This is a genomic window from Variovorax boronicumulans (assembly GCF_019352895.1).
GTDB classification, from domain to species: domain Bacteria; phylum Pseudomonadota; class Gammaproteobacteria; order Burkholderiales; family Burkholderiaceae_C; genus Variovorax; species Variovorax boronicumulans_A.
The window spans coordinates 2,488,278-2,514,797 of record NZ_JAAAFX010000004.1; the positions used below are offsets into that span (position 1 = coordinate 2,488,278).

General features: G+C 69.7%; 24 protein-coding genes. 6 read left to right on the plus strand and 18 right to left on the minus strand.

The features are described from left to right. Window positions 1-52: 52 nt before the first annotated feature. A complete protein-coding gene (locus tag K0H49_RS13235) occupies window positions 53-727 on the minus strand; it encodes a response regulator (RefSeq protein WP_219212767.1) in 675 nt (224 codons plus the stop codon). Between the two features lie 155 nt (window positions 728-882). On the opposite strand from K0H49_RS13235, the gene K0H49_RS13240 reads away from it, so the two are divergent. Genes K0H49_RS13240 through K0H49_RS13250 form a run of 3 tightly spaced genes read left to right on the plus strand, consistent with a single transcriptional unit; the run spans window position 883 to window position 3,640 of the window. After that, window positions 883-1,914 carry an ABC transporter substrate-binding protein gene (locus K0H49_RS13240; protein WP_219212770.1) on the plus strand — a complete coding sequence of 344 codons (1,032 nt, stop codon included), beginning with the start codon at window positions 883-885 and terminating at the stop codon, window positions 1,912-1,914. Between the two features lie 2 nt (window positions 1,915-1,916). After that, window positions 1,917-2,729 carry an ABC transporter ATP-binding protein gene (locus K0H49_RS13245; protein ID WP_219212772.1) on the plus strand — a complete coding sequence of 271 codons (813 nt, stop codon included), beginning with the start codon at window positions 1,917-1,919 and terminating at the stop codon, window positions 2,727-2,729. 38 nt (window positions 2,730-2,767) lie between these two features. Then, complete coding sequence (locus K0H49_RS13250) at window positions 2,768-3,640, plus strand: ABC transporter permease (RefSeq protein ID WP_219212774.1); 873 nt, start codon at window positions 2,768-2,770, stop codon at window positions 3,638-3,640. 58 nt (window positions 3,641-3,698) lie between these two features. On the opposite strand, the gene K0H49_RS13255 is transcribed toward K0H49_RS13250, so the two are convergent. The 7 genes from K0H49_RS13255 to K0H49_RS13285 form a co-directional block, all read right to left on the minus strand. Continuing rightward, a complete protein-coding gene (locus K0H49_RS13255; protein WP_219212776.1) occupies window positions 3,699-5,828 on the minus strand; it encodes a TonB-dependent receptor family protein in 2,130 nt (709 codons plus the stop codon). 55 nt (window positions 5,829-5,883) lie between these two features. Continuing rightward, the gene (locus K0H49_RS13260; RefSeq protein ID WP_219212778.1) at window positions 5,884-7,461 is read right to left on the minus strand and encodes a DUF4394 domain-containing protein; all 1,578 of its coding nucleotides are present in this window, start codon (window positions 7,459-7,461) and stop codon (window positions 5,884-5,886) included. Between the two features lie 123 nt (window positions 7,462-7,584). Further along, on the minus strand, window positions 7,585-10,242 hold the full coding sequence (locus tag K0H49_RS13265) for an excinuclease ABC subunit UvrA (protein WP_219212780.1): 2,658 nt from the start codon (window positions 10,240-10,242) through the stop codon (window positions 7,585-7,587). After that, window positions 10,239-12,533, minus strand: coding sequence for a xanthine dehydrogenase family protein molybdopterin-binding subunit (locus K0H49_RS13270; RefSeq protein WP_219212782.1), 2,295 nt, complete (start codon window positions 12,531-12,533; stop codon window positions 10,239-10,241). The genes K0H49_RS13265 and K0H49_RS13270 overlap by 4 nt, the downstream gene beginning before the upstream one ends. Next, window positions 12,530-13,564, minus strand: coding sequence for an FAD binding domain-containing protein (locus K0H49_RS13275; protein ID WP_219212784.1), 1,035 nt, complete (start codon window positions 13,562-13,564; stop codon window positions 12,530-12,532). The genes K0H49_RS13270 and K0H49_RS13275 overlap by 4 nt, the downstream gene beginning before the upstream one ends. Next, window positions 13,561-14,106, minus strand: coding sequence for a (2Fe-2S)-binding protein (locus K0H49_RS13280; RefSeq protein ID WP_219212786.1), 546 nt, complete (start codon window positions 14,104-14,106; stop codon window positions 13,561-13,563). Before K0H49_RS13280 ends, K0H49_RS13275 begins: the two co-directional genes overlap by 4 nt. Window positions 14,107-14,258: 152 nt before the next feature. Beyond that, a complete protein-coding gene (locus K0H49_RS13285) occupies window positions 14,259-15,236 on the minus strand; it encodes a ferritin-like domain-containing protein (RefSeq protein WP_219212787.1) in 978 nt (325 codons plus the stop codon). A 251-nt stretch (window positions 15,237-15,487) separates the two neighbouring features. Here K0H49_RS13285 and K0H49_RS13290 point away from each other — a divergent pair, with 251 nt between their 5' ends. Next, on the plus strand, window positions 15,488-15,730 hold the full coding sequence (locus K0H49_RS13290) for a hypothetical protein (RefSeq protein ID WP_219212789.1): 243 nt from the start codon (window positions 15,488-15,490) through the stop codon (window positions 15,728-15,730). A gap of 207 nt (window positions 15,731-15,937) precedes the next feature. Beyond that, window positions 15,938-16,933, plus strand: a complete 996-nt coding sequence (locus K0H49_RS13295; RefSeq protein WP_219212791.1) for a CysB family HTH-type transcriptional regulator — start codon at window positions 15,938-15,940, stop codon at window positions 16,931-16,933. Here K0H49_RS13295 and K0H49_RS13300 read toward each other — a convergent pair. From K0H49_RS13300 to K0H49_RS13345, 10 genes are all read right to left on the minus strand, one after another. Beyond that, window positions 16,902-17,771, minus strand: coding sequence for an ABC transporter permease (locus tag K0H49_RS13300; RefSeq protein WP_219212793.1), 870 nt, complete (start codon window positions 17,769-17,771; stop codon window positions 16,902-16,904). The genes K0H49_RS13295 and K0H49_RS13300 overlap by 32 nt on opposite strands. Window positions 17,772-17,886: 115 nt before the next feature. Next, window positions 17,887-18,789 (minus strand): ABC transporter ATP-binding protein, encoded by a 903-nt coding sequence (locus K0H49_RS13305; protein WP_374122344.1) that lies wholly within the window; start codon window positions 18,787-18,789, stop codon window positions 17,887-17,889. Then, a complete protein-coding gene (locus tag K0H49_RS13310; protein WP_219212795.1) occupies window positions 18,789-19,799 on the minus strand; it encodes an ABC transporter substrate-binding protein in 1,011 nt (336 codons plus the stop codon). The genes K0H49_RS13305 and K0H49_RS13310 overlap by 1 nt, the downstream gene beginning before the upstream one ends. A 140-nt stretch (window positions 19,800-19,939) precedes the next feature. Next, window positions 19,940-20,848, minus strand: a complete 909-nt coding sequence (locus K0H49_RS13315; RefSeq protein WP_219212797.1) for a TauD/TfdA dioxygenase family protein — start codon at window positions 20,846-20,848, stop codon at window positions 19,940-19,942. Window positions 20,849-20,990: 142 nt separating this feature from the next. Further along, on the minus strand, window positions 20,991-21,581 hold the full coding sequence (locus tag K0H49_RS13320) for a hypothetical protein (RefSeq protein ID WP_219212800.1): 591 nt from the start codon (window positions 21,579-21,581) through the stop codon (window positions 20,991-20,993). Between the two features lie 9 nt (window positions 21,582-21,590). Further along, window positions 21,591-22,415, minus strand: a complete 825-nt coding sequence (locus K0H49_RS13325) for a MetQ/NlpA family ABC transporter substrate-binding protein (RefSeq protein WP_219212802.1) — start codon at window positions 22,413-22,415, stop codon at window positions 21,591-21,593. Between the two features lie 152 nt (window positions 22,416-22,567). After that, window positions 22,568-23,230 carry a methionine ABC transporter permease gene (locus tag K0H49_RS13330; protein ID WP_219212804.1) on the minus strand — a complete coding sequence of 221 codons (663 nt, stop codon included), beginning with the start codon at window positions 23,228-23,230 and terminating at the stop codon, window positions 22,568-22,570. Beyond that, entirely contained in the window at window positions 23,223-24,098 is an 876-nt protein-coding gene (locus tag K0H49_RS13335) for a methionine ABC transporter ATP-binding protein (protein ID WP_219212806.1), read from the minus strand. The genes K0H49_RS13330 and K0H49_RS13335 overlap by 8 nt, the downstream gene beginning before the upstream one ends. Window positions 24,099-24,200: 102 nt before the next feature. Then, on the minus strand, window positions 24,201-24,980 hold the full coding sequence (locus K0H49_RS13340; RefSeq protein WP_219212807.1) for a tRNA-uridine aminocarboxypropyltransferase: 780 nt from the start codon (window positions 24,978-24,980) through the stop codon (window positions 24,201-24,203). Window positions 24,981-25,018: 38 nt separating this feature from the next. Further along, a complete protein-coding gene (locus K0H49_RS13345) occupies window positions 25,019-25,426 on the minus strand; it encodes a Rid family hydrolase (RefSeq protein WP_219212810.1) in 408 nt (135 codons plus the stop codon). 134 nt (window positions 25,427-25,560) lie between these two features. Here K0H49_RS13345 and K0H49_RS13350 point away from each other — a divergent pair, with 134 nt between their 5' ends. Continuing rightward, on the plus strand, window positions 25,561-26,487 hold the full coding sequence (locus K0H49_RS13350) for a LysR family transcriptional regulator (protein WP_219212811.1): 927 nt from the start codon (window positions 25,561-25,563) through the stop codon (window positions 26,485-26,487). Window positions 26,488-26,520 lie beyond the last annotated feature (33 nt).

Genomic DNA, 26,520 nt, shown 5'->3' on the forward strand with positions numbered 1-26,520 from the left:
GGATCGCGCCCCGACCGGCAGACCTCCCTCACAACCGACACCGCTTGCATCCTCAATCCTCCTGCCGCATCCGCAGCAGATACCCCACGCCCCGCAGCGTGATGATCGTCGCCTGGCTGGCCTCGAGCTTCTTGCGCAGCCGGTGGATGTAGATGTCGACCGCGTCGGCGCTGGGCTCGTCGTCGAGGCCGAAGATGGCGTCGATCAGCGCCTGTTTCGACACCGTGCTGCCGGTCTTGAGCATCAGCGTCTCGAGCAGCGTGCGTTCGCGCGGCGGCAGCGCGAGCTCCTCGCCGGCCAGCGCGAACTGGCGCGTGCGCAGGTCGTAGCGCAGGTCGCCGCAGGCGATGTCGTTGGCCTTGCCGGGCATCTGCCGGCGCACCAGCACCTTGATGCGCGCCACCAGCTCGCGGATCTCGAAAGGCTTGACCAGGTAGTCGTCGGCGCCGATCTCCAGGCACAGCACCTTCTGGTCGAGCGAGGCGGTGGCCGTGAGGATGATCACCGGCACCGTGTCGCCGCGCTCGCGCAGGCGGCGCAGCACGGCCTTGCCAGAGAGGCCCGGGATGTTGAGGTCCAGCAGCACCACGTCGTAGGCGGCCTGGCCCAGCAGCAGGTCCGCGGCCTCGCCGTTGTCCACGTGGTCGACCACGAAGTCCTGCGCGCGCAGCAGGCTGGCGAGCCAGTGCGCGAGTTGCGGGTTGTCTTCGATGAGCAGCAGCTTCATGGGGCGGGAGGGTGGCGGTGGATTCTAGGAAGCATCGCCGATGTCGTATCGGCCTAGGGATAACCATGAGAAATCAGGCAGCCCGCCGAAAGCTGGCCGAAGGATGCCGATTTCTAGACTGGCCTCGTCGCTCAACCCTTCCGGAGACAACAACCATGTCCGCTTCCCGTCGCACCCTGCTGGCTGCCGCCCTGTGCACCGCCTTCGCCGTCGCCGCGCCACTCGCGCAGGCCGCCGAGGCGCCCATCACCATCATGGTGGGCGGCATCAACAAGATCATCTACCTGCCGGCCAAGCTCACCGAGGCACTGGGCTACTTCAAGGACGAGGGCCTGAACGTCGAGCTGCAGTCGCAGCCCGCGGGCGTCGATGCCGAGAACCAGCTGATCGCCGGTGCGGTGCAGGGCGTGGTGGGCTTCTACGACCACACCATCGACCTGCAGAGCAAGGGCAAGGAGATCCAGGCCATCGCGGTGTTCTGCAAGGTGCCGGGCGAAGTCGAACTGGTGTCGACCAAGGCCGCGGCCGCGGGCTTCAAGTCGATGGCCGATGCCAAGGGCGGCAAGACGCTGGGCGTGACCGGCCTGGGCTCGTCGACCGACTTCCTCACGCGCTACCTGGCCGACCGCGCCGGCGTGGCCTCGAAGGAATACTCGCTGCTGCCCGTGGGCGCCGGCAACACCTTCATCGCCGCCATGAAGCAGGACCGCATCCAGGCCGGCATGACCACCGAACCCACCGTCTCGCAGATGCTCAAGACCGGCGACGCCCAGGTGCTGGTCGACCTGCGCACCGAGCCCGACACCGTCAAGGCGCTGGGCGGCCTCTATCCCGCAGCCAGCCTCTACGTGCAGAACAGCTGGGCCGAGTCGCACAAGGCCGAAGCCACCAAGCTGGCCCATGCCTTCGCCCGCACCATGCAGTACATCCACTCCCACAGCGCCGAGGAGATCGCCGAGAAGGTGCCGCGCGACTACTACGGCAACGACAAGGACCTGTACATCACGGCCCTCAAGGCCTCGCTGCAGATGTTCACCACCGACGCGAAGATGCCCGCCGGCGGCCCCGAGACCGTGCTGAAGGTGCTGGCCACCTACAAGCCGCTGGTCAAGAGCAAGAACATCGACCTGTCCAAGACCTACAGCAACGCCTACCTGGCGGCAGCCACGGCAACGGCGGCCAAGTGACCATGCGCAACGGAACCCCCAACGGCCCGGGCACCGCGGTGACCTCGGCGATCGACTTCGACGACGTCTCGTTGCGCTTCATCTCGCAGGACGGCAACGCCACCGTGGCGCTGCGCAACTTCAGCATGTCGGTGGCGCGCGGCGAGTTCGTCGCCATCGTCGGCCCCACGGGCTGCGGCAAGTCGACCACGCTCAACATGATCACCGGCCTGCTCAAGCCCACCGTGGGCGACGTCAAGGTGATGGGCCAGCCGGTCAACGGCGTGGACCCGCGCATCGGCTTCGTGTTCCAGGCCGACGCGGTGTTCCCGTGGCGCAGCGTGGAAGACAACGTGGCCGCCGGCCCGATGTTCCGCGGCAAGCCCAAGAAGGAAGCCATGGAACTCACGCAGGAGTGGATCCACCGCGTGGGCCTGTCGAAGTTCGGCAAGCACTACCCGCACCAGCTGTCGGGCGGCATGCGCAAGCGCGTGGCGCTGGCGCAGACCTTCATCAACAACCCCGAGATCCTGCTGATGGACGAGCCCTTCTCGGCGCTCGACATGCAGACCCGCACGCTGATGCAGGACGAGCTGCTGCACCTGTGGTCGGGCAACGGCGGCAGCGTGCTGTTCATCACCCACGACCTCGAGGAAGCCATCGCGCTGGCCGACCGCGTGTTCGTGCTGTCGGCACGCCCCGGCACGCTCAAGCGCATCTACGAGATCGACCTGCCGCGTCCGCGCGTGATGTCCGAGGTGCGCTACGACAAGCAGTTCATCGAACTGTCCAAGCACATCTGGGACGACCTGCGCGAAGAGGTGGTGATTCAATGAACACGACGACAACGACAACAACGACGACGACCCGCGCCATGAACCCGTCCACCCTTCCGAAGACCGGCGAGCTGCCCTCGTCGCTGAGCGACGCCGCGCTGGCGCGCGAATCCGAGATTGCGCAGGCCGCCATCCGCGCGCACCGCCGCGTGATCATCGCGCTGCGGCTGGTCGTGCTGGTGGTGGTGCTCGGCGGCTGGGAGCTGGCCGCGCGCTTCAAGTGGATCGACCCCTTCTTCTATTCGCAGCCCACGCTGATCTACGACCAGCTCGTGGAATGGATGCGCGACGGCACCTCGCAGGGTTCGCTGTGGATGCAGGTGGCGGTCACGCTGGAAGAGACCGTGATCGGCTTCCTGATCGGCTCGATCGCCGGCGTCATCTGCGGCATCCTGCTGGGGCGCAACAAGCTGCTGTCGGACGTGTTCAGCCTCTACATCCAGATCGCCAACTCGATCCCGCGCGTGGTGCTGGGCTCGATCTTCGTGATCGCACTGGGCCTGGGCATGGCCTCGAAGGTGGCGCTGGCGGTGGTGATGGTGTTCTTCGTGGTCTTCGGCAACGCCTTCCAGGGCGTGCGTGAAGCCGACAAGTACATGATCGCCAACGCGCAGATCCTGGGCGCCTCGCCACGCCAGCTGACCTGGTACGTGGTCATCCCGTCGGCCATGTCGTGGATCCTGGCCAGCCTGCACGTGAGCTTCGGCTTCGCGCTGGTCGGTGCGGTGGTGGGCGAGTTCCTCGGCGCCAAGGAAGGCATCGGCCTGCTGATCTCGACCGCGCAGGGCGCGTTCAACGCCAGCGGCGTGTTCGCGGCCATGATCGTGCTCGCGGTGGTGGCCCTGGCGGCCGACTTCCTGCTGAGTTCGCTGGAGAAGCGGCTGCTGAAGTGGCGGCCCGCGGCCTTCTGATCACCAGGCGACTTCAAGGACAGACGGCGGGCATTCCCCGCCGTTTGTCATTTCAGCCTCAGAAGCGGTACGCCGCGCCCGCGCCCACCGTCCAGTTGCGGCCCGGCGCGGGTTCGTAATAGCGCGCATTGCCTTCGTTGACGATCACCGAGCCGACCGTGCGCCGGTCGGCGAGGTTGTCGACGCGCGCGAAGGCCTCGAGCTCCCAGCGGCCCCAGCGCTTCAAGTAGCCGGTCTGCAGCGCGAGCAGCGCATAGCCCGCGGCGCTGGCGGTGTTGGCGTCGTTGGCCTGGATGCGGCTCAGCGCGCGCAGCTCGGCGCCGGCGCGCCAGCCTTCGCTGGGCGCATAGCCGAAGGACGCGAAGAAGGACTGCTTCGCGATGCCCGGGATGCGGTTGCCCGCGGCCACCGCATTGCCGGGCACGCAGGGTGCGGGCGAACAGAAGCCGTCGCTGTAGCGCGCATCGAGCCAGGTGAAGGCCAGTTGCGTGCGCCAGTGCGAAGGCGTCTCGTGCAGCCAGCCCAGCTCGAGCCCCTGGCGCCGCGTCCGGCCCGCGTTCTGGAAGGTGGCGCGGCCGCCGATGTTGGTGCCGGTCACGATCTCGTCGTCGGTGCGGGTCTGGAACACCGCGCCGGTCAGCAGGCCATCGGCCATGCGCGCCTTGGCGCCGAGCTCGAGGCTGCGGTTGACGGCCGGCTGCAACGCGAAGTTCAGGCCGCCGACATTGCCCGGCCGGTACGAGAGCTCGTTGAGCGTCGGCGTCTCGAAGCCGCGGCCGGCCGAGACGTAGAGGTTCAGGTCGCGCGTGGCGGCGTAGCGCAGCGCGGCCGCGGGCAGCGCCTGGCGGTAGCGCGCGGCGCCGCTGTCGTCGCCGTTGGCGCCGCGGATGTAGCGGTCGTCCGAATCGAAGCGCACGCTGCTGTGGCGCAGCCCGGCCTCGAGCGTCCAGCGCTCGGCGAAGTCCCAGCGCGTCTGCACGTACGGATCGACGTTGCCGACCTCGTTGCGCTCGTCGCGCCGCAAGGCGCCCTGCACGCCCAGCTGCTGCGCGGCACCGCTGCCCAGGAAGTTCTCGTAGCCGCGGCGCTGCTCGCGCAAGGTGTCGTAGGCCAGGCCGGTCGAGAGTTCGAAGGGCCGGCCCGCGAGCGCGGTGCGCAGCGTCCAGCGCGCGTCGAAGCCCGCATAGCGGCGCTGCAGGTCGATCACGGCGCCTGCGCTCAGCGGGCTCGCCTGCGCCGAGGGCGGGATCGACTGGAACTGCGTGGTGCGGCGGTCGCCGCCGTAGAGCATCAGCCGAAGGTCCTGGTCGGCGTTGAGCCGGCGTTCGTAGAGCAGGCCGACCTGCGTCTGGTCGACGGTCTTGCGCGTGTCGTACTGCGTGGCCAGCGGCGCGGCGCGCGGGTCGGCGTCGAGCTGCGCGCGCGTCAGGCCCAGCGGGTCCTGCGCGTCGATGCGCACGCTGTTGGCCACCAGCGTGAGCCGGCTGTCGTCGTCGAGCTGCACGCCCAGCTTGCCGTTGGCGATGTCGCGCGTGGCCGCGCTGTGCTCGCGGTAGCCGTCGGTGCGGAAGCGGCTGGCGCTCAGCACGTAGTCGATGCCGCCGCTGGCGCCCGAGGCCTTGGCGCCGAGGCGCGTGCTGCCGAAGCTGCCGCCGGCCACCGAGAAGCCCAGCCGCGGCGCGCCTTCGCCGTCCTCGGTGAAGACCTGCACCACGCCACCCGAGGAGTTGCCGTAGAGCGCCGAGAAGGGGCCGCGCAGCACCTCGACGCGGTCGGCCGAGCCGATGTCGATGTTCGAGCTCTGGCCCTGGCCGTCGGGCAGCGTGGCCGGGATGCCGTCGATGTAGAGCCGCACGCCGCGCAGCCCGAAGGTCGAGCGCGCTCCGAAGCCGCGGATGGAGATCTGCAGGTCCTGCGCGTAGTTCTGCCGGTTCTGCACCTGCAGGCCGGGCACGCCGCCCAGGCTCTCCGACAGGTTGACCTGCAGCTTGCCCTCGCGCAGCTGCCGGCGGTCGACCAGGTCGACCGAGGCCGGCATGTCGAAGGGCGCGGCCGCGCCGCGCGGCGTCGAGACGGTGACCGCGCGCAGGCTGGGCACGCTGTCGGCCGCGGCCTCGGGTGGAAGGGTTTGCGCCTGCAGCGTGGCGGCGAACAAGGCCGATGCGGCCGCGACAGTGTTTCTTCTCATGCCCCGATTCTGACGACCCGCCGCCAAGCGGGTGTCAGCCAAGAGACCGTACCGCTCAATAGCGGATCGCGAGGTCCCGCACCACCGGCCCGCCCGCGCCGCCGATCTGCGCGAAGGCCGCGCCGTTCGCCGCGCCGAAGGGCGTGGCCGCACCGGTCGCGAGCGACAGCGTGTAGAGCGTGAAGGGGCCGGCATTCGTGCCGCGCAGCGCGGCCAGCGCCAGCCCGTTGGCGCCGCCCGCGATGTCGAACGCGGCCTGCCCGTTGAGCGGGACGCCCACCGCGCCCACGTTGACCAGCGTGCCGTCGTTGGGCGGGCTCTGGCGCGCCAGCACGTTCTCGTTGCCCTCGAGGTCGAACAGGTCGGTGGCGGTGCTGCCGGCAAAGCTGTTGGTGTAGGCGCCGGCCACGACCACGGCCGGCGTGGCGCGGTTGATCGCGCCGTCGGTGGTGGTGAGGCCGGTGTCGACGTTGATGCGCAGGCTCTGGCCGGTGTCGCTGATCACGCGCAGGCGATCGGCCACCGGATTGAAGTCGACGGTGAAGCGCGTGCCGGCCAGGCCGGCATAGGGCAGCGTGGTGTCGGCCGGGTCGGCCGCAAGCACGGTCGCCACGGTCGCGGCGCCGGTGTCGGGGTCGACGGTCAGCACCCGGGCCGCGCTGGTCAGCGCGTAGAGCCGGCCGTTGGCGGGGCGGAAGTCCACGCCCACCACCGTCTCGTTGGCCGCGAGGCCGCCGATGGTGACGGCGCTCGACAGCGTGTTGGGCGCGGTCAGCGCGAAGCTCGCGAGCCGCGCGGCGTCGTGCAGCACATAGATCTTGGGCGCCGCGGGCGGCACCAGCGTCAGGCCGACCAGCGCGTCGCCCGCGCCGATGGTGCCGATGCGCTGCGCGCCGGCCGTGCCGCTCAGGGGCACGGTGTAGAGCTGCGTGGCGCCGCCGACCGTGAGCGCCGCATAGCCCACGTTGTTGCGCGCATCGATGTCGAAGCCGTTGCTCGCGCTGAAGACCACGTTCAGCGGCACCGGGTTGGCCAGCGTGCCGTTGTTGGGCGGGTCCTGCAGGTAGAGCGTGCCGGCCGCATCGAGGTTGTAGAGCTGCGTGGTCGTGGTGCCGGCGAAGGCGTTGGTGTAGGCCGAGGCGGTGATGCTTGCGGACGCGCCGTTGATCGCGCCGTCGACCACGGCCACGCCGGTGTTCACGTCCACGCGCAGGTTCTGGCCGGTGTTGCTGACCAGGCGCAGACGATCGGCCACGGGGTTGAAGTCGACGCCGAACTGGGTGCCGGCCAGCGGCGTGCTCAGCGTGGACTTCAGCGTCAGCGCGCCGCTGGCCGCATCGAGCGTGAAGATGCGGCCCTGGCTGCTGACCGCATAGATCGCGCGGTCGGCCGGCCGCACGTCGATGCCGACCAGCGTCTCGCCCGCCGCCAGGCCCGACACGGGCAGGCTGGTGGCGAGGGTGCCGGGGGTCGTGCGGTTGAAGGAGATGACGCGGCCCGAGGCGGTGACCGCCACGGTGTCGCCCAGCGGGCCGGTGCTGCCGGTGCCGCCGCCGTCGTGGCTGCCGCCACCACAAGCGGTCAGCGCGGCAGCGGCGATGAGGGAGAACGGAAGAAAGGAAAAGCGGTGCATGGGGAGGTCCTGGGAGTGGAGGGGCATGCCCCGCGCCCTGTTTTTCTTCGGCGTCGGCGGCGCGGCATGTCGGTACTACCCGCGAGACGACGCTTTGGATGCACCCCGCGCTTCACTTCCCTGTCACTTACCTTTGGTTGCGCGTGGCGCGGCCCCCAACGCACGCGCCAGGTACGGCGCGGTGCGGCTGCCCGGGCTGCGTGCCACCTCGGCCGGCGGCCCGCAGGCCACGATGCGCCCGCCCTCGCCGCCCGCGCCCGGGCCCAGGTCGATCACCCAGTCGGCGCCGGCCACCACCCGCATCTCGTGCTCGACCACCACCACCGTGTTGCCCGCGTCGGCCAGGCCGTCGAGCTGCGCCATCAGCTTGTCGACGTCGGCCGGGTGCAGGCCGGTGGTGGGCTCGTCGAGCACGTAGAGCGTGTCGCCGCGCTGCGCGCGCTGCAGTTCGGTCGCGAGCTTGATGCGCTGCGCCTCGCCGCCCGAGAGTTCGGTCGCGGGCTGGCCCAGCCGCAGGTAGCCCAGGCCGATGCGGCGCAGCAGGTCGAGGGGGCGCAGCACCGCGGCCTCGTCGGCGAAGAAGGCGCAGGCCTGGTCCACCGTCATGCCCAGCACCTCGGCGATGTGGTGGCCGTTCCAGCGCACCTGCAGCGTGGCCTCGTTGTAGCGCGCGCCGTGGCAGGTCGGGCACGGCGCATAGACGCTGGGCATGAACAGCAGTTCGACGCTGACGAAGCCCTCGCCCTCGCAGGTAGCGCAGCGCCCCTTGGCGACATTGAAGGAGAAGCGCCCGGCGTCGTAGCGGCGCTTGCGCGCGGCCGGCGTGGCGGCGAAGAGCTTGCGCACCGCATCGAACAGGCCGGTGTAGGTCGCGAGGTTGGACCGCGGCGTGCGGCCGATCGGCTTCTGGTCGACCTGCACCAGCCGGCGGATGCGGTCCGCGTCGCCCGCCAGGCGGCCCGCGGTCGCGCCGGCCGCAGGCGCGGGCATGTCACCGCCGGCCGCGTCCTCCTCCGCCACCGGCACCTCGTGCCCCAGGTGCGCCGACAGCAGTTCGATCAGCGCCTGGCTCACCAGGCTGGACTTGCCCGAGCCCGAGACGCCGGTCACGGCCGTGAGCACGCCCAGCGGAAAGGCCGCGTCGATGTCCGCGAGGTTGTTGCGCACCACGCCTTCCAGCCGCAGCCAGCCGGTGGGCTCGCGCGCGGGCCGCGGCCTGACCGACGTGTGGTCGCCGAACAGGTAGCGCGCGGTGTGGGATGCACTCACGTGGCGCAGGCCCTCGGGCGGCCCGCTGTAGAGCACCTGCCCGCCCTGCTCGCCGGCATCGGGGCCGACGTCGACGAGCCAGTCGGCGCGGCGCATCACCTCGAGGTCGTGCTCGACCACGAACAGCGAGTTGCCCGCGCCCCGCAGCGCGCCCAGTGCCGACAGCAGCGCCTCGGCATCGGCCGGATGCAGGCCGGCCGAGGGCTCGTCGAGCACGTAGACCACGCCGAACAGGTTGGAGCGGATCTGCGTGGCCAGCCGCAGCCGCTGCAGCTCGCCGGGCGACAGCGTGGGCGTGCTGCGCTCCAGCGACAGGTAGCCCAGGCCCAGCCCGCGCAGCGTCTCGACGCGGTCCAGCACCGCCTGCGCGATGCGCTGGGCGGCGATGCGTTTCTCTTCCGACAACTCGGGCGTGCGCCGCACGTCGGGCGAGGCCGCATGCGTCGCGCCGCCGGCCGCCACGCGGCGCGCCGTGTCCTGGCGCGAGGCAGCGCGGCTGCGCACCCTGGCATCGCCCTCGGCGCGCTGCATGCCGGCCGCGGCCGGCGCCAGCACCTCGGCCAGGCGGTCGAGCGGCAGCCGCGCCAGCGCGCCGATGTCGAGCCCGGCGAAGGTCACGCCCAGCGCCTCGCGCTTGAGCCGCTTGCCCTCGCAGGCCGGGCAGACGCTGCCGGCCATGAAGCGGGACACGCGCTTCTTCATCAGCGCGCTCTGCGTGGTCGCGAAGGTGTGCAGCACGTACTTGCGCACGCCCATGAAGGTGCCCTGGTAGCTGGGCTCGGTCTTGCGGCGCAGCGCGGCGCGGGTCTCGGTGGGCGTGAAGCCGGCGTAGACCGGCACCGTGGGCTGCTCGTCGGTGAACAGGATCCAGTCGCGGTCCTTGCGCGGCAGGTCGCGCCAGGGCGTGTCGATGTCGTAGCCCAGCGTGACCAGGATGTCGCGCTGGTTCTGCCCGCCCCAGGCCGGCGGCCAGGCCGCGATGGCGCGCTCGCGGATCGTGAGCGTGTCGTCGGGCACCATGGTGCGCTCGGTCACCTCGTAGACGTGGCCCAGGCCATGGCAGGTCGGGCAGGCGCCCTGCGCGGTGTTGGGCGAGAAGTCCTCGGCGAACAGCATTGGCTGCTTCGCGGGATAGTGGCCGGCGCGCGAGTACAGCATGCGCAGGAGGCTGGACAGCGTGGTCACGCTGCCCACCGACGAGCGCGTGCTGGGCGTGCCGCGCTGCTGCTGCAGCGCCACCGCGGGCGGCAGGCCGTCGATGGCGTCCACATCGGGCACGCCGACCTGGTCGATCAGCCGCCGCGCATAGGGCGCCACCGATTCGAAGTAGCGCCGCTGCGCCTCGGCATAGAGCGTGCCGAAGGCCAGCGAGGATTTACCCGAGCCCGACACGCCGCTGAACACCACCAGCGCATCGCGCGGGATGTCGACGTCGACGTTCTTCAGGTTGTGCTCGCGCGCGCCGCGCACGCGCACGAAGGCATCGGGCCGGCGATCCCCGGGCACGCTCACGGCGCCATCACCTTGTCGGGCGTCATCGGCAGGCTGCGCACGCGCCGGCCGGTGGCATGGAAGATCGCGTTGCACACCGCGGCCGCGACGCCCACGATGCCGATCTCGCCCACGCCCTTGGCGCCCAGCCGGCTCACGATGCGGTCGTCCTCCTGCACGAAGATCACGTCGATGTCGTGGATGTCGGCATTCACCGCCACGTGGTACTCGCTCAGGTTGTGGTTCATGAAGCGGCCCAGGCGGTGGTCGGTCAGCGTCTCCTCGTGCAGCGCCTGGCTGATACCCCAGACCACCGCGCCGCTGACCTGGCTGCGCGCGGTCTTGGCGTTGATGATGCGGCCGGCCGCCACGGCGCTGACCACGCGCGTCACGCGCACCGTGCCCAGCAGCTCGTCCACCCGCACCTCGCAGAACACCGCCGAGTGCGTGGCGCGCTGGTACTTCCTCTGCTGGAACACATGCGGCAGCATCAGGTACTTCTCCTCGATGCGCGCCGCGCGCGCATGGGCCAGCACGTCGACCAGCCGGACCGCGCCCGAGGGATCGACCGCGCGGCGCAGGGTGCCGTCGACGAATTCCATCTCCTCGAAGGCCACTTTGCGCAGCGCGGTGCCGGGCATGGCGCGCGCCATCCCGAACAACCGGCGCTGCAGTTTCTCGCACACGCCCTCGACCGCAGAACCGACGGTGGTGACGTGCGAGGAGCCGCCCTGGATCGGCGCCACCGGCAGGGTCGAATCGCCCAGCTGGAAACTGACCTGCTCCATCGGCAGGCCCATGGCCGCGGCCGCGATCTGCGCCATCACGGTGTAGGTGCCGGTGCCGATGTCGGTCGCGGCGCTGCTCACCACCAGCCGGCCGTCGGCATGCAGCACCGCACTGGCGCGGGCGAACATCTGCATCGCATCCCAGGTGCCGGTGGCCATGCCCCAGCCGACCCACTCGTGGCCCTCCTTCATCGAGCGCGGCGCCAGCGGGCGCGCGGCCCAGCCGAAGCGCTCCGCGCCCTGCAGGTAGCAGGCGCGCAGTTCCTTGGTCGAGTAGGGCAGGTCGTCCATCGGGTTGCGCTCGGCGTAGTTCTTTAGGCGCAGCGCGAGCGGGTCCATGTCCAGTACATAGGACAGCTCGTCCATCGCGACCTCGAGCGCATGCACGCCGTGCGCGGCACCTGGCGCGCGCATGTCCATCGGGCTGTAGTGGTCGAGCGGCACCACTTGGTAGCCGAGCCGGATGTTGTCGCAGCGGTAGAGCTGGCCCGACCAGTTCACCACCACCTCCACATAGTCCTCGAAGCGCGAGGTCTCGGCCACCGCGTGGTGCCGGATGGCCCGCAGCGTGCCGTCGCGCTCGGCCGCGAGCCCGATGCGCTGCTGCGTCTCGGGCCGGTGGCCGAAGCTGAACATCTGCTGGCGTGTGAGCACCACGCGCACCGAGCGCTCGAGCTTCAGCGCCGCCATCACCGCCAGCGGCAGCTGGTACTGCGGCCGCAGGCCGGAGCCGAAGGCGCCGCCGACATAGGGGTTGCGCACCGTGACCCGGTCCTTCGACAGGCCGAACACACGCGATACATACCAGCGGCTGTTCTGCGAGCTCTGCGTCTTGTCGTAGATCGTGAGGTGGCCGTCGGCACCGCGGATCACGGTCGAGGCGAACAGCTCCATCGGGTTGTGGTGCTCGACGCCGCTGTGGTACTCGGCCTCGATCTTGACCGGCGCCGCGTCGAAGGCCGCGCGCGCGTCGCCCTTCTCCGCGGGCGGCGGCGCGTAGCCGGCCTTGAGCCGGCTGGGCTTGCGGCCGCGGTGCAGGTTGGCCAGCAGGCGCGTGTCGTGCGGCTCCATCGCGTAGTCGACCCGCACCAGCGAAGCCGCATGGCGCGCCGCCTCGAAGCTCTCGGCCACCACCAGCGCGACCGGCTGGCCGCTGTAGGCGATCTGCGCATCGTGCAGCGGCTTGAAGGGCGTGCCGCCGGGGGCCGTCATGTCCTTGTAGAACAGGCCGGCGCTGCGCGTCTTCGGCTTGTTGGCGTGCGTGAGGATGTCCAGCACGCCGGGCACGGCCAGGGCCGCGTCGAGCGCGAAGCCGGTGATGCGGCCACGCGCGATAGTGCTGTTGACCACCACGCCATACACCAAGGGAGACGCCGGGTCGTCGACCTGCACCTCGGCCGCATAGCGCGCCTGGCCCGTGACCTTGGCGCGGCCGTCGATGCGCGAGACCGGGTCGCCCACCCGCACATGGCCGGTGCCGGCGTCGGCGCGGGGCACGGCGAGCGCGTCGATGAGATCGGTCACTGGAGCGCTCCTTCGGGCACGCGGCCCTGGTTGTCGACGGTGCCGGCCGCGGCGGTCTCGAGCGCGCGCACGATGGCGCGGCGGGCCAGCGGGATCTTAAAGTCGTTGTCGCCCTGCCCCTGGGCGCTGCGCAGCAGCGCGTCGGCGACCAGCGCGAAGTGTTCGGCCGTGGGCCGCGCGCCGACCAGCAGCGACTCGGCCTCGGGCAGGCGCCAGGGCTTGTGCGACACCCCGCCGAGTGCCACGCGCACCGCGCGCACCGTGCCGTCCTCGGCCATGTCGAGCGCGGCCGCCACTGACACCAGCGCGAAGGCATACGACGCCCGGTCGCGCAGCTTGAGATAGGCCGAATGCGCACGGAAGGCGGCCGCGGGCGGCAGCACGATGTGGGTGATGAGTTCGTCCGGCGCGAGCGTGGTGTCCTGCGACGGCCGGTCTCCGGGCAGCCGGTGGAAGTCGGCGAAGGCGATGCTGCGCTCCCCGCGCTGCGAACGCACCTGCACGGTGGCGTCCAGCGCAGCCAGCGCCACGCACATGTCCGACGGGTGCGTGGCGATGCAATGGTCGCTGGCGCCCAGGATCGCGTGCTGCCGCGTGAGGCCCCCGATGGCCGGGCAGCCCGAGCCCGGCTCGCGCTTGTTGCAGGGCACGCCCACGTCGTAGAAGTAGTGGCAGCGCGTGCGCTGCAGCAGGTTGCCGCCGTTGCTCGCCATGTTGCGGATCTGCGGCGAGGCGCCGGCCAGGATCGCTGCGCCCAGCAGCGGACAGTGTTCGCGCACCAGCGGGTGGTAGGCGGTGTCGGCGTTGCGCGCCAGCGCCCCGAGGCGCAGGCCGCCGTCTTCGGTGGTCTCGATGCGGTCGAAGGGCAGGCCGTTGATGTCGACCAGGCGCTCGGGCCGCGCGATGTTCTCCTTCATCAGGTCGATCAGGTTGGTGCCGCCGGCGATGCAGCGGGCACCGTCGTCCGCGGCGGAGAGCGCAGCGAGCGCGGCCTGGACGTCGCCGGCCCGCTCATAGGCAACGGGCGTCATGCGGGCACCGTCCCGATCACGATGCGGCGCTGCGCATCCGCAGGCGCCGCCAGGCCCATCACCTCGCCGACGGCCTGCACGATCTGCGGATAGGCGCCGCAGCGGCACACGTTGCCGCTCATGAGTTCGCGCACCTCGTCGGCCGTGCGGGCATGGCCTTCGTTGATCAGGCCCACGGCCGAACACAGCTGGCCGGGGGTGCAGTAGCCGCACTGGAAGGCATCGTGCGCGATGAAGGCCTGCTGCAGCGGATGCAGTGCATCGCCGTCGGCCAGGCCCTCGACCGTGGTGACCTCGCGGCCCTGCTGCATCACGGCCAGCGTGAGGCAGGCGTTGATGCGGCGGCCGTCGACCAGCACGGTGCAGGCACCGCACTGGCCGTGGTCGCAGCCCTTCTTGGTGCCCGTGAGCGCGAGCCGGTCGCGCAGCAGGTCGAGCAGCGTGACCCAGGTTTCGACCTCCAGCGTGTGCGGCTGGCCGTTGACGCTCAGCGAGAGCGCATGGCGCGGCACCGTGCGCGAGGGGGATTCGGAGGTGTCCATGGCGACTCCAGAGGCAATCGTGAGGGGTTTCAAGATGGGTCAGCGGCCGGCTCCGGCGTGTAAGACAAGGGCGGTATCGGAGCGTGCCACGCCTTGTGCCCAGAAAAAAGCCGCCCGAAGGCGGCTGTCCACGCGTGCCCGCCGGAACCGGCTCAGGCGCGCGCGCGGGCGGCGTCGCGCAGGTCGCGGATCTGGTCGTGGTTGCGCTGCGCACCCTGGGCCTGGCGCTCGATCACGGTGCGCACGGCGGAGGGCAGCGTCTGCTTGAGTGCCTTGCGGTAGCGCGCCAGTGCGGAGTCCTCGCCCCGCTCGCATTCCTCGAGGATCGACTTCTCGCTGTTGGCGCCGACCGCCCCCTTCACATGCACCCAGCCGCGATGCATGGCGCCGCTGGCGGTGCCGCCCTCGGCCGGGATGCCGCCGTACTGAGTCACCAGGTGCACCAGTTCGTCGGCCGCGACACGGCAGCCGGCCGCACGCTCGCCGAACAGCTGCTGCAGCGTGCTGCTCTCGACCTCTTCGGCGCAGGTACGGAAACCGTACTCGCCATCACGCGAGTTCTCGATCAGGTCGTTGAGCACGTCGACCACCTCGTCGTCGGCAAGGCCTTCGCCGGATGTCGACAGCGCACGGTTCTCGCCAGCGCTGAAATAGTCGCGGTCGACGCGGTCCCAGGCCGCACGCGTCGCGGGGCGCGCGCGCTCCCAGTCGAGACTGGAGTTGCCGCGCAGCCGATCCCATTCGGTCGCCATGCTGGGCTCGAGGATGTCGAAGGATTCGTTGCGCGCGGCGCGGCTCGACCAGCCCAATTCGTAAGCCGGGCGATAGTCGTCATAGGGACGGCCCGCCTCGTAATAGGCTTCCCGGTCGTAGGCGCCACGCCAGTGCGCATCCTCGGCGCTCGGGTTGACGGCTTCGGCTACGGCCTTGCCGCCCAGGCCACCCGCCACACCGCCGGCCACCAGTCCGACCACAGCACCGACGGGCCCTGCCAGGGCACCGGCCGCGGCGCCGGCGAGCGCGCCGCCGGTGGTTCCCAGGCCCGTGCCCACAGGATGCGCGCCGGGCGCGCCAGTGATCGGGTCGCGGTTCAGGTCGGTCGCGGGAGAAAGGTCTCGTTCGTTGGCCATATGTGGCTCCTTTGGAAGGTGAAGGGGTGGATGGCGCCCTTGGCGATCAGCAGCGCCGCGGGCATCGCGAGAGACCACTGTCGATGGCGTGCCGCGCACACCGGGTCGTCCCTGCCCCACCCTGCGTGTAGGGCTTGGCCTTCGCGGCATGCGATGCGATGCGCCGCCCATCGACGGGCCTGGCCTACACGCTTCGCTCTCTGCCCGCCTTATCAATGCGACATCACTTCCACTGCCCAAAGGAGCGCCACTTGGACGCCAAGAATTTCATCCACAAGGCCCGCGTCGCGGACGACCGGCGTGCCGACTTTCCCGGCGAGCACTGGGTCGTGCTCGGCGCCGGCCTGTTGCTGCTGCTGGCCGCGAGCCGCGGACGTTCGTTCGTGGGCCGCGCGGTGGCTGGCACGCTGGGCAGCGCGCTGGTCGGCCGCGCCGCCGCCGGCCGCGGTGGGCTCGAACGCCTGGTGAAGGCCGTGAGCGGCGCACGTCGATGAACGCGTGAACGGTTCGAGCAGCGCAAACGCGCGCCCGTACGGTGAGCACCACCGTGACGTGATCGCTTCGCGCAGCAGGCCCTCGATGTGTTCATAGACGATTGGCTCATTTGAAACCAACGAAACGGTCGTTCCTTCCGGGGACCATGCGCCGGAAAATCGCGGCCTGCGCCATCCACGGCGCCTTATGCCGCGAAGTTTCCTGCCATGAATTTCCAACAGCTGCGCTCGGTGCGCGAGGCCGTTCGTTGCGGCTTCAACCTGACCGAAGCCGCGCACACCCTTCACACCTCCCAGCCGGGGGTCAGCCGGCAGATCCGCGAACTCGAGGACGAACTTGGCATCGAGCTGTTCGTGCGCGCGGGCAAGCGCCTGACCGGGCTGACCGAGCCCGGCGGCCATGTGCTGCCGATCATCGAACGCGTGCTGCTGGAGAGCAGCAACCTGCGCCAGGCCGGCCAGGAGTTCGCCGCGCGCCAGGACGGCATGCTGTCGGTCGCCGCCACCCATTCCCAGGCCCGCTATGCGATGCCGGTGGCGGTGCAGGAATTTCGCGCCCTCTTCCCGCAGGTCAAGCTGCACCTGCACCAGGGCTCGCCCAAGCAGATCGCGCAGATGCTGCTCGAAGGCGAGGCCGATGTGGGCGTGGCGACCGAGGCGCTGGGCGACTACCCGCAGCTCGTCGCCCTGCCCTGCTACCGCTGGACCCACTCGGTGGTGGTGCCGCCCGGCCATCCGCTGCTCGACGAACCGCTCACGCTCGAGCGGCTCGCGCAGCATCCGCTGATCACCTACGACACCGGCTTCACCGGCCGCACGCGCATCGACGACGCCTTCACCGACAGCGGCGTGGACCCGTCGATCGTGCTGACGGCGATGGATGCCGACGTGATCAAGACCTATGTGCAGCTGGGCATGGGCGTGGGCATCGTCGCGGGCATCGCCTACGAGGCCGAACGCGACACGCAGCTGCGGGCCATCGACGCCGGCCACCTGTTCGGCATCAACCTCACGAAGCTGGCGGTGCGCCGCGGCAACTACCTGCGCGGCTACGTGTACGCCTTCATCGAGGCCTTCGCCCCTACGCTGACGCGCGAGGTGGTGGATGCGGCGCTGGGCGCCGATGCGGTGGCACCCGCCGCGCGCCGGCCCGCGGGTTTTGCACTGAGCGCTAGCGCTGCTGACCCCAGCGTCGCACAGTGAGCCGCTCCAGGGTGGCAAAGCCCAGGCTTTCCACCAGCAGGCCGATCAGCACCACCATCGCGAGGCCGGCGAACACGCGGTCGGTGTAGAGCTCGTTGCGGTTCTGGAAGATGTACCAACCCAGGCCGCCCTTGCCCGAGGACGCGCCGAACACCAGCTCGGCCGCGATCAGCGTGCGCCAGGCAAAGGCCCAGCCGATCTTCAGGCCCGACAGAATCGCGGGCAACGCCGCCGGCACCAGGATCTGCAGCACGTAGCGCAGGCCCGTGAGGCCGTAGTTGCGCCCGGCCATGCGCAGCGTCTCGGGCACGCCCTGGAAGCCCGCATAGGTGTTGAGCGCCAGCGGCCACATCACCGAATGGATCAGCACGAAGACCAGGCTGCCGCGCCCGAGGCCGAACCACAGCAGGGCCAGCGGCAGCAGTGCGATCGCGGGCAGCGGGTTGAACATCGAGGTCAGCGTGTCCAGCAGGTCGCGGCCGATCTGCGTCGACACGGCGAGCGTGGTGAGGCCGAAGGCCAGCAGCACGCCCGCCACATAGCCCTGCAGCAGCACGGCCAGCGAGATGCGCACCTTCTCGACCAGCTCGCCGCTGGCCAGGCCCTCGACCAGCGCGCGCGCGGTGGCGCTGAAGGTGGGCAGCAGCAGGTCGTTGTCCTGCCAGCGCGCGGCGAGTTCCCACAGCAGCGCGATGGCGACCAGGATCAACCCCTTGCGCAACCATCCCTGCGCCCAGAGGCGCGTCGTGAAAGGCAGGGCACGCTCGACCGGCAGCTCGGTGAAGGGCTGCAGCGTGCGTTCGTATTCGGGGCGGATGGGCGGTGTGAGAGTGCTCATGGGTTTTCGCTCCTTCCCCCTCTGGGGGAAGGTGGGGATGGGGGCAGGCGGCGGTGGACAGGCGGCAAGCCCCCACCCCTGCCCTCCCCCAGCGGGGGAGGGAGAAAAAACGCCGTCATGCGTGCTCTTCCTCGAACAGCATGTCGTGGATGCGCGTGGCCGTGGCCTGGAACTCGGCGCCGCCCAGGCTGTGCTGGCCGAAGGCGTGGCTGTTGATCTCGGCGCGCATGCGTCCCGGATGCGGCGACAGCAGCGCGATGCGGTTGCCCACCACCAGCGCCTCTTCGATCGAATGGGTGACGAACAGCAGCGTGAAGCGCACCTCGTCCCAGAGTTCGAGCAGCTCTTCCTGCATCTTGCGGCGCGTGAGTGCATCGAGCGCGGCGAAGGGCTCGTCCATCAGCAGCACGCGCGGCTGCATGGCCAGCGCGCGCGCAATGGCCACGCGCTGCTTCATGCCGCCCGAGAGCTGGTGCGGATGCACGTCGGCGAACTTGTCGAGGCCGACCTTGGCCAGGTAGTGCAGCGCGCGTTCGGCCGCTTCCTTGCGGCCCAGCGTCTTGGAGGCCAGCAGCGGGAACATCACGTTCTGCTTGACCGTCTTCCACGGCGGCAGCTGGTCGAACTCCTGGAACACCACGATGCGGTCCGGGCCCGGTGCCTGCACGCGCCGGCCCTCGAGCCGGATCTCGCCTTCGACCGGCGCGATGAAGCCGGCCACCGCCTTGAGCAGCGTCGACTTGCCACAGCCCGAGGGGCCCAGCAGCACGAAGCGGTCCGCCGCATGCACGTCGAAGCTCACGCGGTGCGTGGCGCGCACCACGCGCTCGGGCGTGCGGTACTCGAGGCTCACGCCATCGACCTGAAGCAGCGCCGAAGTGCCTTGCTCCCTCCCCCCCCGGGGGAGGGCCGGGGTGGGGGCCGACGGCCGTGGATCTGCCATGGCTGTGCGAGCGCCCTCGGACACCCCGGCCTTCCCCCACAGGGGAAAGGCGTCCACGCCTTCGGCCGCGCGCATCAGTTCCCCGCCGCGTTCTGCGCGTCGTCGAAGAAGTAGTCCTTCACCGAGGCCGGCTTGTTCTTGATCGCGCCCACGCGGTGCATGAACTCGGCCAGCGCGTAGGTGTTCTGCGGCGTGGTCTTGAACTGCACTTCGGGGTTCTTGATGATCTTGAGCAGCAGGTCGCGGTCGATCTTCGCGTTGCTGACCTTGATGTAGATGTCGGCCGCCTTCTCGGGGTTGGCGGTGACGAACTGCGCCGCCTCGTTCAAGGCCTCGACGAAGGCCTGGTAGGTCTTAGGACTGTCGTTGCGGAATTTCTCGGTCGCATAGAGCACCGTGGCCGAGGCCGGGCCGCCCAGCACCTGGTACGAATTGAGCACGATGCGCGCCTGCGGATTGCCGGCCAGTTCCTGCTCCTGGAAGGGCGGGTTGCCGAAGTGGCCCGTGATCTCGGTGCCGCCCTTGATGATGGCCGCGGCCGCATCGGGATGCGGCACCGCCACGCTGATCTTGTCGAGCTTGGCGAACTCCTTGTCGCCCCACAGCTTGGCCGAGGCCAGCTGCAGCACGCGCGACTGCACCGACACGCCCACGGCCGGCACGGCGATGCGGTCTTTCTCGGTGAAGTCGGCGATCGACTTCACGTTCGGGTTGTTGGTGACCAGGTAGTAGGGAAAGTTGCCCAGCGAGGCCACGCCCTTCACGTTCTGCTTGCCCTTGGTGCGGTCCCAGATCGTCAGCAGCGGGCCCACGCCGGCACCGGCGATTTCGATGTTGCCCGACAGCAGCGCGTCATTGACCGCCGACCCGCCCGAGAGCTTGACCCACTCGACCTTGGCATCGATGCCCGCGGCCTTGGCGTGCTTCTCGATCAGCTTCTGGTCCTGCGCCACGTTGAGCAGCAGGTAGACGATGCCGAACTGCTCGGCGATGCGGATCTGCCCCTCGGCATGGGCCGCGAGGCTGGAAAGAACGAGGCCGAGGCCGGCGATGGTGGTGGCGGTCTTGCGAAGGATCGGATGCATGGAACTAAACCTTGGAAGGAAGAGGAGGGACGGTCTTCACGGGAGACACCGCGGAACTGGCTTTGCCAGGCCGCTGGTGTCGCCCCCTTGAGGGGGAAGCGCCGCAGGCGCTTCGGGGGTGGGTCAATGCCCGGGGGTGGTCAAAAGACCCGGTCGCCTTCGATCGTGGTGCGGAACAGCTTGCGACGCAGGTGGTCCGGCGTGCCCGCCGCCAGGTGCATCAGCGAGCGGTTGTCCCAGAACACCAGGTCGTGCGGCTTCCATTCGTGCCGATAGACGAAGGCCGGTTGCACGCTGTGGGCGAACAGTTCGGCCAGCAGCGCATCGCTTTCGTCCTGCGGCAGGCCGACGATGCGGGTCGTGAAATGCTCGCTCACGAACAGCGCCTTGCGGCCGGTCTCGGGATGGGTGCGCACGATCGGATGCACGGCCGGCGCGACCTGGTCGACCTGCTGCTGCGAGAGCTTGGGCCGCCACGGGTTCTTGGCGCGCAGTTCTTCGTACTTCGCGAGGTAGCTGTGCTCGGCCTTGAGCGGCAGGATGCGCTGCTGCAGCGCGGGCGACAGCGTCTCCCAGGCCAGGTGCTGGTCGGCGAACAGCGTGTCGCCGCCCTCGCTGGGCAGCTCCTGCGCATGCAGCAGCGAGCCCAGGCTGGGCGTCTCCTTGTACGACAGGTCCGAATGCCAGTAGACGCCGGCATCGCCCAGGCCGATGGGCTCGCCGTTTTCCTTGATGTTGGACACGATCAGCACCTCCGGATGTCCCTGGAGCTGGAACTGGTGCAGCACGTGGATCTGCAACGGCCCGAAGCGGCGGCTGAAGGCTACATGGTCGTCGGGCGACACGCGCTGGTCGCGGAACACCACCACGTGGTGGTCGAGGTGCGCGCGATGCAGCCGCGCGAAGTCGGCGGCGTTGATGGGCTTGGCGATGTCGAGGCCGATGACCTCGGCGCCCACGGGCGCGTCGAAGGGGCGGACCTCGAAGTCCTGCGGTGCGGCAGCCTGCGCCGCGGCGTTCTCGGTATCGGTGGGGGTGATGACGGTCATGCGAGCCACTCTTGTGAAGTGCCGCCGGCCCAGGGCCCCGCGGCGAAGAGTTCGACTCTAGGCAAGACCGACCCCGCACGGAACGACTGAATCGTTGCTTGCTTATGCTCGAAACGTCTTTAGGCGCCAGCGGCGCCCGGCCTCAACCGACTTCCGCTTCGTGCCCGGTCATCTCGAGCAGCCGCTCGACGAAGTCATCGAACAGCGGCAACGCCGCGGGCAGCGCATGGCCCGTGGGCTGCGCGACCCAGCCCTGGGGGTCGGCGAACAGCCGCAGCGCATCGAAGTCCGGCTCGGTGCCGGCGTCGAAGGCGTGCGTGGTGCCGGCCGGCAGCGCGACCCAGTCGCCGGCCTCGCACAACAGGCCGACGTAGCCCTCGCCGCTGCGCACATAGAACAGGCCCGCACCTTCGAGGAAGAAGCGGATCTCCGCGTCGGCGTGGGTGTGTTCGGTGAGGAACTGCGCGCGCAGCGCGGGCCAGCCCGGCTGCCCGGGCGCCACGCGCACGCGGTCAGCGCTCTGCACCTCGAAACGGCCCGGCAGCGCGGCGATCTCCTCGATCTCCTGGCCGTAGGCCGCGCGCACCGCCGCGGCATCGCTGCCGTCGACCTCGCGCACCGGCCAGCGGCCCCAGGCCACGCCGGCCTGCGCCAGCGAGCGGCCGATCAGGTGGTCGCACACCAGCGTGTCCTGCCAGTGGCCCTCGGCGTCGAAGCAGACCAGCGCGGCCATGGCTTCGGCTTACTGCAGGAAGCTGGGCTTGGCGTAGCCCTGGAACTTGCTGTCGACCACTGCCTTGTATTCCTTCGAGCGGTAGGCGTCGGCGATGTCCTTGGCCCAGGCGGTGTCCTTGTCGGCACGCTTGACGGCCACCACGTTCAGGTAGTGGTCGGGGGTCTTCTCGAGCGCCACGGCTTCGGTGAGCTTCAGGCCCGACGAGATCGCGAAGTTGCCGTTGATGATGGCGAACTCGGTGTCGCCGATCGAACGCGGCAGTTGCGCGGCTTCGAGCGGGATGAACTTGAGCTTGCGCGGGTTCTGGTCGATGTCCTTCTCCGACGCGCGGATCGGGTCGATGCCGGTCTTGAGCGTGATCAGCTTGTTCTGCTCCAGCAGCACCAGCGCGCGCGCCAGGTTGCTCGGGTCGTTCGGCAGCGTGACGCGGTCGCCGTCCTTGGCTTCGGTCAGGCTCTTGCGGTTGTTCGAGTACACGCCCAGCGGCGCGATCGGGCCCTGCACCAGTTCGACGATGTCGAGCTTCTGGTCGGCCGCGAACTTCTTCAGGTAGACCAGGTGCTGGAAGAAGTTGGCGTCGAGCGAGCCCTGGGCCAGCGCCAGGTTGGGCTGCACGTAGTCGTTGAATTCGACCAGCTTCACCGTGTAGCCCTTCTTCTCCAGGATCGGCACGATGCCCAGCTTGAGCTGGTCGATGTTCGAACCGGCGGTGCCGCCGATCACCAGGTTCTTCTTGGCGGCTTGCGCCTGGGCGTCGAGCGTGAGGCCGCCGAAGGCGAGGGCCGCGATGGACAGGGCGAGGAAGGAGCGGCGCAGGGCAGAGGTTTTCATGGATTCAAGACACTGAGGAAAAAACGAGGGGACCAAAGGCTTGGAGGAATCGCCGCGAGCGGCCCGAGCTTGCATCGAGGACCGGAGCCGCACTCGCGTGCGGTGAGGACCGCAGATGCGAGATCGGGTCGCGCAGCAGATTCCTGCTGCCTTTAGCGCTTGTCGAGGCGGCGGGCCATGGTGTTGCCCACGAATTGCAGGATCTGCACCAGCACCACCAGCAGCACGACGGTGAAGACCATCACGTCGGTCTGGAAGCGGTAGTAGCCGTAGCGGATCGCCAGGTCGCCGATGCCGCCGCCGCCCACCACGCCGGCGATGGCCGAGTAGGACAGGAAGCTGACCGACAGCACGGTGAGCGCCAGCACCAGGCCCGAACGGGCCTCGACCACCAGCACGCGCCAGACGATCTGCAGTTCCGAGGCGCCCATCGCATGGGCGGCCTCGATCACGCCGCGCGGCACCTCGCGCAGGCACTGATCGACCAGGCGCGCGAAGTACGGGATGGCCGCCACCGACAGCGGCACCGCGGCCGCGAGCGGGCCGATGGAGGTGCCCGCGATGATCCGCGTGAAGGGCACCAGCGCGACCAGCAGGATGATGAAGGGGAAGGAACGCACGGTGTTCACGATCCAGTTCAGGATCAGGAAGGCCGGCTTGTTGTCCAGCGACTGGCCCGGGCCCAGCAGGAACAGCAGGATGCCCAGCGGGCCGCCGATCAGCACCGCGGCGGTCAGGCCGATGCCCAGCATCAGGAAGGTCTGGCCCGCGGCGAGCCAGAGCTCGGGCAGGATGGCGGCAATGTTCTCAGGCATGGGCGAGTCCTCGGGGCGCGGCGGCAGCCGACAGGGGGGTGTTGGCGGCTTCGCGCGCATCGCGTTCGCGACGGCGCACCAGGGCATCGATCTCGCGGCCCAGCGCGGTCAGGCGCTCGGCCTGCGGCGCCTCGTCAACCGCGAACTGCTCGATCAGCTGGCCCTTCTCGAGGATGGCGACGCGGCGGCACAGCACCTCGACCACCGAGAGTTCGTGCGTGACGATCACGATGGTCACGCCGATCTTGGCGTTGATGTCGCGCAGCGTCTCGAGCAGCGAGCGCGTGGTCTCGCTGTCGAGCGCCGAGGTGGGCTCGTCGCACAGCAGCACCTGCGGGCGCGGTGCCAGCGCGCGGGCGATGGCCACGCGCTGCTTCTGGCCGCCGGACAGCTGGGCGGGGTAGGTGTCGATCTTCTCGGACAGGCCGACCAGCGCGAGGCATTCGCGCACGCGGGCGTCGATCTCGGCACGCGAGTGGCGGCCGTGGATCTTGAGCGGGAAGGCGACGTTGTCGAACACGCTGGCGTTCTGCAGCAGGTTGAACTGCTGGAAGATCATGCCGAGGTTCTGGCGCGTGTCGCGCAGCTCGCGGCGCGAGAGCGTCGTGAGGTCGCGGCCACCGACGAGCACCTGGCCGGCATCGGGCCGCTCGAGCAGGTTGATGAGCCGCAGCAGCGTGGACTTGCCGGCGCCGCTCTTGCCGATCAGGCCGAAGATCTCGCCCTCGGGAATGTCGAGCGTGAGCGCACGCACGGCATCGAACACCTCGCCGCTGGGCAGGGCGAAGGATTTCTGCACCCCCTGGAGACGGATCACCGGAGGTTTCAGGGGCGGCGCCTGTGCCGCATCGGTCGAAGAAAGGGTCATCGCGACGGAATCGCCGGGGGCCACGCGGCCATCGGACAGAAGAAAAGGACGCGAGTATGGCAAATGAACCACACCGGATGGAACGACTGAATCGCGATCTGCTTATTCGGATTCCGTATAAGGCGGTCCAGGCACGGCCGGAATGCGCGTTTCGCCCCCGGCACGAAGCGCTTGCAGGCGCTGGTGCGCAGGGCTGTCCCAGACCACCGGCTGCTGGTTCTTGGCCAGCAGGTAGTGCTCGGTGAACAGCGGCAGGTAGGCGTCCAGCGTCCGCGCGACGGCGTGTTCGCCGGCCAGGTCCATGCACAGCGCGGCCACCTCGCTGGTGCAGAGGTGATCGTCGCGGCCGGAGCGGCGCAGCCGGTACTGCGTGGCCTGGTCGGGTTGCAGGCTCAGCACGGGCAATCCGTTCAGGTACGGGCTGCGGCTGAACATCTTGCGCGCCTCGGACCAGGTGCCGTCGAGCAGGATGAACAGCGGGCGCTTGCCGGCCGCGGCCAGCGCGGGGTCCACCTGGTGCACCACGCGCTCGGGTTCGGCGTACTGGCCCGGGAACACCACGTAGGGCTGCCACCGCGGATCGGCCATCAGCGCCAGCAGCGCGGGATCGACCTCGGTGCGGGCCCAGCCGAAGGCGAAGGTGTCGGCCACCACGTCGGCGATCAGCCAGCCGGTGTTGGTGGGCTTGAGCGGCTCGATGTACGACATCAACAGGCACACGCCGGCGCGCGTGTCCATCGACGGGCGCAGCGCGCAGAGGCAATGGCTGGGCAGCAGCCGGCAGCCGGCGCAGCGCTCGCGCTTGAAGCCGCCACGGGACAGAAAGGGTTTGGTGCTGCCCGCGAGACGAGTGGCGCGCAGTAGGGAGACGGCGTGGGGCATGCGGGGATTCTCCGTCCCCGTGGAATCTCCGCGCCGGCTCAGTCCGCCCGGGCCGGTTCGGGCAGCTTCGCGATCACCTTGATCTCGAACTGGAAGCCGTAGAGCCAGGTCACGCCCACGCCCGTCAGCGTGGGGTGCGGCGCCTGGCCCCAGTACTCGGGCACGACCTTCCAGATGGTCTCGAAGTTCGCTTCGGGGTCGACCACGAAGACCGTGACGTCGACCACGTCGTCGAAGCTGCAGCCGGCCGCTCCGAGCACCGCGTTCAGGTTGTCGAAGGCGCGCCGCACCTGCGCCTCGAGTTCGGGTTCGGGCGAGCCGTCGGGGCGGCTGCCGACCTGGCCCGAGACGAACAGGAAGCCGTTGGAACGGATGGCCGGCGAATAGCGGTTCTTTTCGTAGAGCGCTTGGCGCCCGGGCGGGAAGACGACGTCGCGTGAAGTCATGGTGAGCCTTGTGTGGAATGCGTGCAGAAGAGCAATGAAGGGACTTTAGGGATCCGGGTCGCACAGATAAACAGGCCAGATCGACAATCACTGTTTGCAGAATCCAAACAATCTTCCAAGGCGCGGACACCACGATGGACCGTATTGACGCGATGCAGGCCTTCGCCCGGGTTGTGGAAACACGCAGCTTCACCCAGGCCGCCAAGACCCTTCACCTGAGCAAGACCACCGTGACGCAGCTGGTGCAGCAGCTCGAGGCGCGGTTGCGCGTGAAGCTGCTCCACCGGACCACGCGCAAGGTCAACGTAACGGCCGACGGCGCGGCCTACTACGAGCGCGTGGTGCGCCTGCTGGCCGACATGGACGACGCCGAGACCAGCCTGTCCAGCGCCGTGGCCGCACCCCGGGGGCGGCTGCGGGTCGACGTGCCAAGCCCGCTGGCCCGGATGATCCTGGTGCCCGCCCTGGCCGCCTTCCATGCGCGCTACCCCGACATCCAGATCGACATGGGCGTGAGCGACCGCCCGGTCGACCTGATCGGCGAGAACGTCGACTGCGTGGTGCGCGGCGGCGAGATCACCGATGTTTCGCTGATCGCGCGCCGCGTGGGCGACCTCCAACTCGGCGTCTACGCGGCACCAGGCTACCTCGAACGCGAGGGCACGCCCGCGCGCCCGCAGGCGCTGGAAGATACGCACCATCGCATCGTGGGCTTCCGGTGGGCACGCAACGGCAAGACCTTCCCGTACGCCATGCATCGCGCCGGCGAGCGCATCGAAGTGCAGGGCCGCCACGCGTTCGCATTCGACGATGGCAATGCCTACCTCGAAGCCGGCCTGGCCGGCCTCGGCATCCTCTGGCTGCCGGACTACATGGCCCGACCGCAGGTGGCGCGCGGCGAACTGGTGCCGCTGTTCACCGACTGGCAGCTGGATCCCATGCCGCTGTACCTGGCGTTCCCGCCGAGCCGGCACGTGAGCGCCAAGCTGCGCGTGTTCATCGACTGGATCGTCGAACTGATGGCGCTGCATGCACCGGTCGCGCCGCCTCGCGGCGCCTGATCGAGGCCGGCCGCGCGGGGCGCGGGCATATAG

Coding starts and splice junctions, on each gene's coding strand:
- K0H49_RS13250 (WP_219212774.1), top strand. CDS start 2,768: ATGAACCCGTCCACCCTTCCGAAGACCGGCGAGCTGCCCTCGTCGCTG.
- K0H49_RS13305 (WP_374122344.1), bottom strand. CDS start 18,789: ATGCGCGCGGCCGAAGGCGTGGACGCCTTTCCCCTGTGGGGGAAGGCC.
- K0H49_RS13310 (WP_219212795.1), bottom strand. CDS start 19,799: ATGCATCCGATCCTTCGCAAGACCGCCACCACCATCGCCGGCCTCGGC.
- K0H49_RS13275 (WP_219212784.1), bottom strand. CDS start 13,564: ATGACGCCCGTTGCCTATGAGCGGGCCGGCGACGTCCAGGCCGCGCTC.
- K0H49_RS13260 (WP_219212778.1), bottom strand. CDS start 7,461: ATGCACCGCTTTTCCTTTCTTCCGTTCTCCCTCATCGCCGCTGCCGCG.
- K0H49_RS13255 (WP_219212776.1), bottom strand. CDS start 5,828: ATGAGAAGAAACACTGTCGCGGCCGCATCGGCCTTGTTCGCCGCCACG.
- K0H49_RS13300 (WP_219212793.1), bottom strand. CDS start 17,771: ATGAGCACTCTCACACCGCCCATCCGCCCCGAATACGAACGCACGCTG.
- K0H49_RS13245 (WP_219212772.1), top strand. CDS start 1,917: ATGCGCAACGGAACCCCCAACGGCCCGGGCACCGCGGTGACCTCGGCG.
- K0H49_RS13320 (WP_219212800.1), bottom strand. CDS start 21,581: ATGGCCGCGCTGGTCTGCTTCGACGCCGAGGGCCACTGGCAGGACACG.
- K0H49_RS13240 (WP_219212770.1), top strand. CDS start 883: ATGTCCGCTTCCCGTCGCACCCTGCTGGCTGCCGCCCTGTGCACCGCC.
- K0H49_RS13330 (WP_219212804.1), bottom strand. CDS start 23,230: ATGCCTGAGAACATTGCCGCCATCCTGCCCGAGCTCTGGCTCGCCGCG.
- K0H49_RS13285 (WP_219212787.1), bottom strand. CDS start 15,236: ATGGCCAACGAACGAGACCTTTCTCCCGCGACCGACCTGAACCGCGAC.
- K0H49_RS13315 (WP_219212797.1), bottom strand. CDS start 20,848: ATGACCGTCATCACCCCCACCGATACCGAGAACGCCGCGGCGCAGGCT.
- K0H49_RS13325 (WP_219212802.1), bottom strand. CDS start 22,415: ATGAAAACCTCTGCCCTGCGCCGCTCCTTCCTCGCCCTGTCCATCGCG.
- K0H49_RS13295 (WP_219212791.1), top strand. CDS start 15,938: ATGAATTTCCAACAGCTGCGCTCGGTGCGCGAGGCCGTTCGTTGCGGC.
- K0H49_RS13235 (WP_219212767.1), bottom strand. CDS start 727: ATGAAGCTGCTGCTCATCGAAGACAACCCGCAACTCGCGCACTGGCTC.
- K0H49_RS13345 (WP_219212810.1), bottom strand. CDS start 25,426: ATGACTTCACGCGACGTCGTCTTCCCGCCCGGGCGCCAAGCGCTCTAC.
- K0H49_RS13340 (WP_219212807.1), bottom strand. CDS start 24,980: ATGCCCCACGCCGTCTCCCTACTGCGCGCCACTCGTCTCGCGGGCAGC.
- K0H49_RS13280 (WP_219212786.1), bottom strand. CDS start 14,106: ATGGACACCTCCGAATCCCCCTCGCGCACGGTGCCGCGCCATGCGCTC.
- K0H49_RS13335 (WP_219212806.1), bottom strand. CDS start 24,098: ATGACCCTTTCTTCGACCGATGCGGCACAGGCGCCGCCCCTGAAACCT.
- K0H49_RS13350 (WP_219212811.1), top strand. CDS start 25,561: ATGGACCGTATTGACGCGATGCAGGCCTTCGCCCGGGTTGTGGAAACA.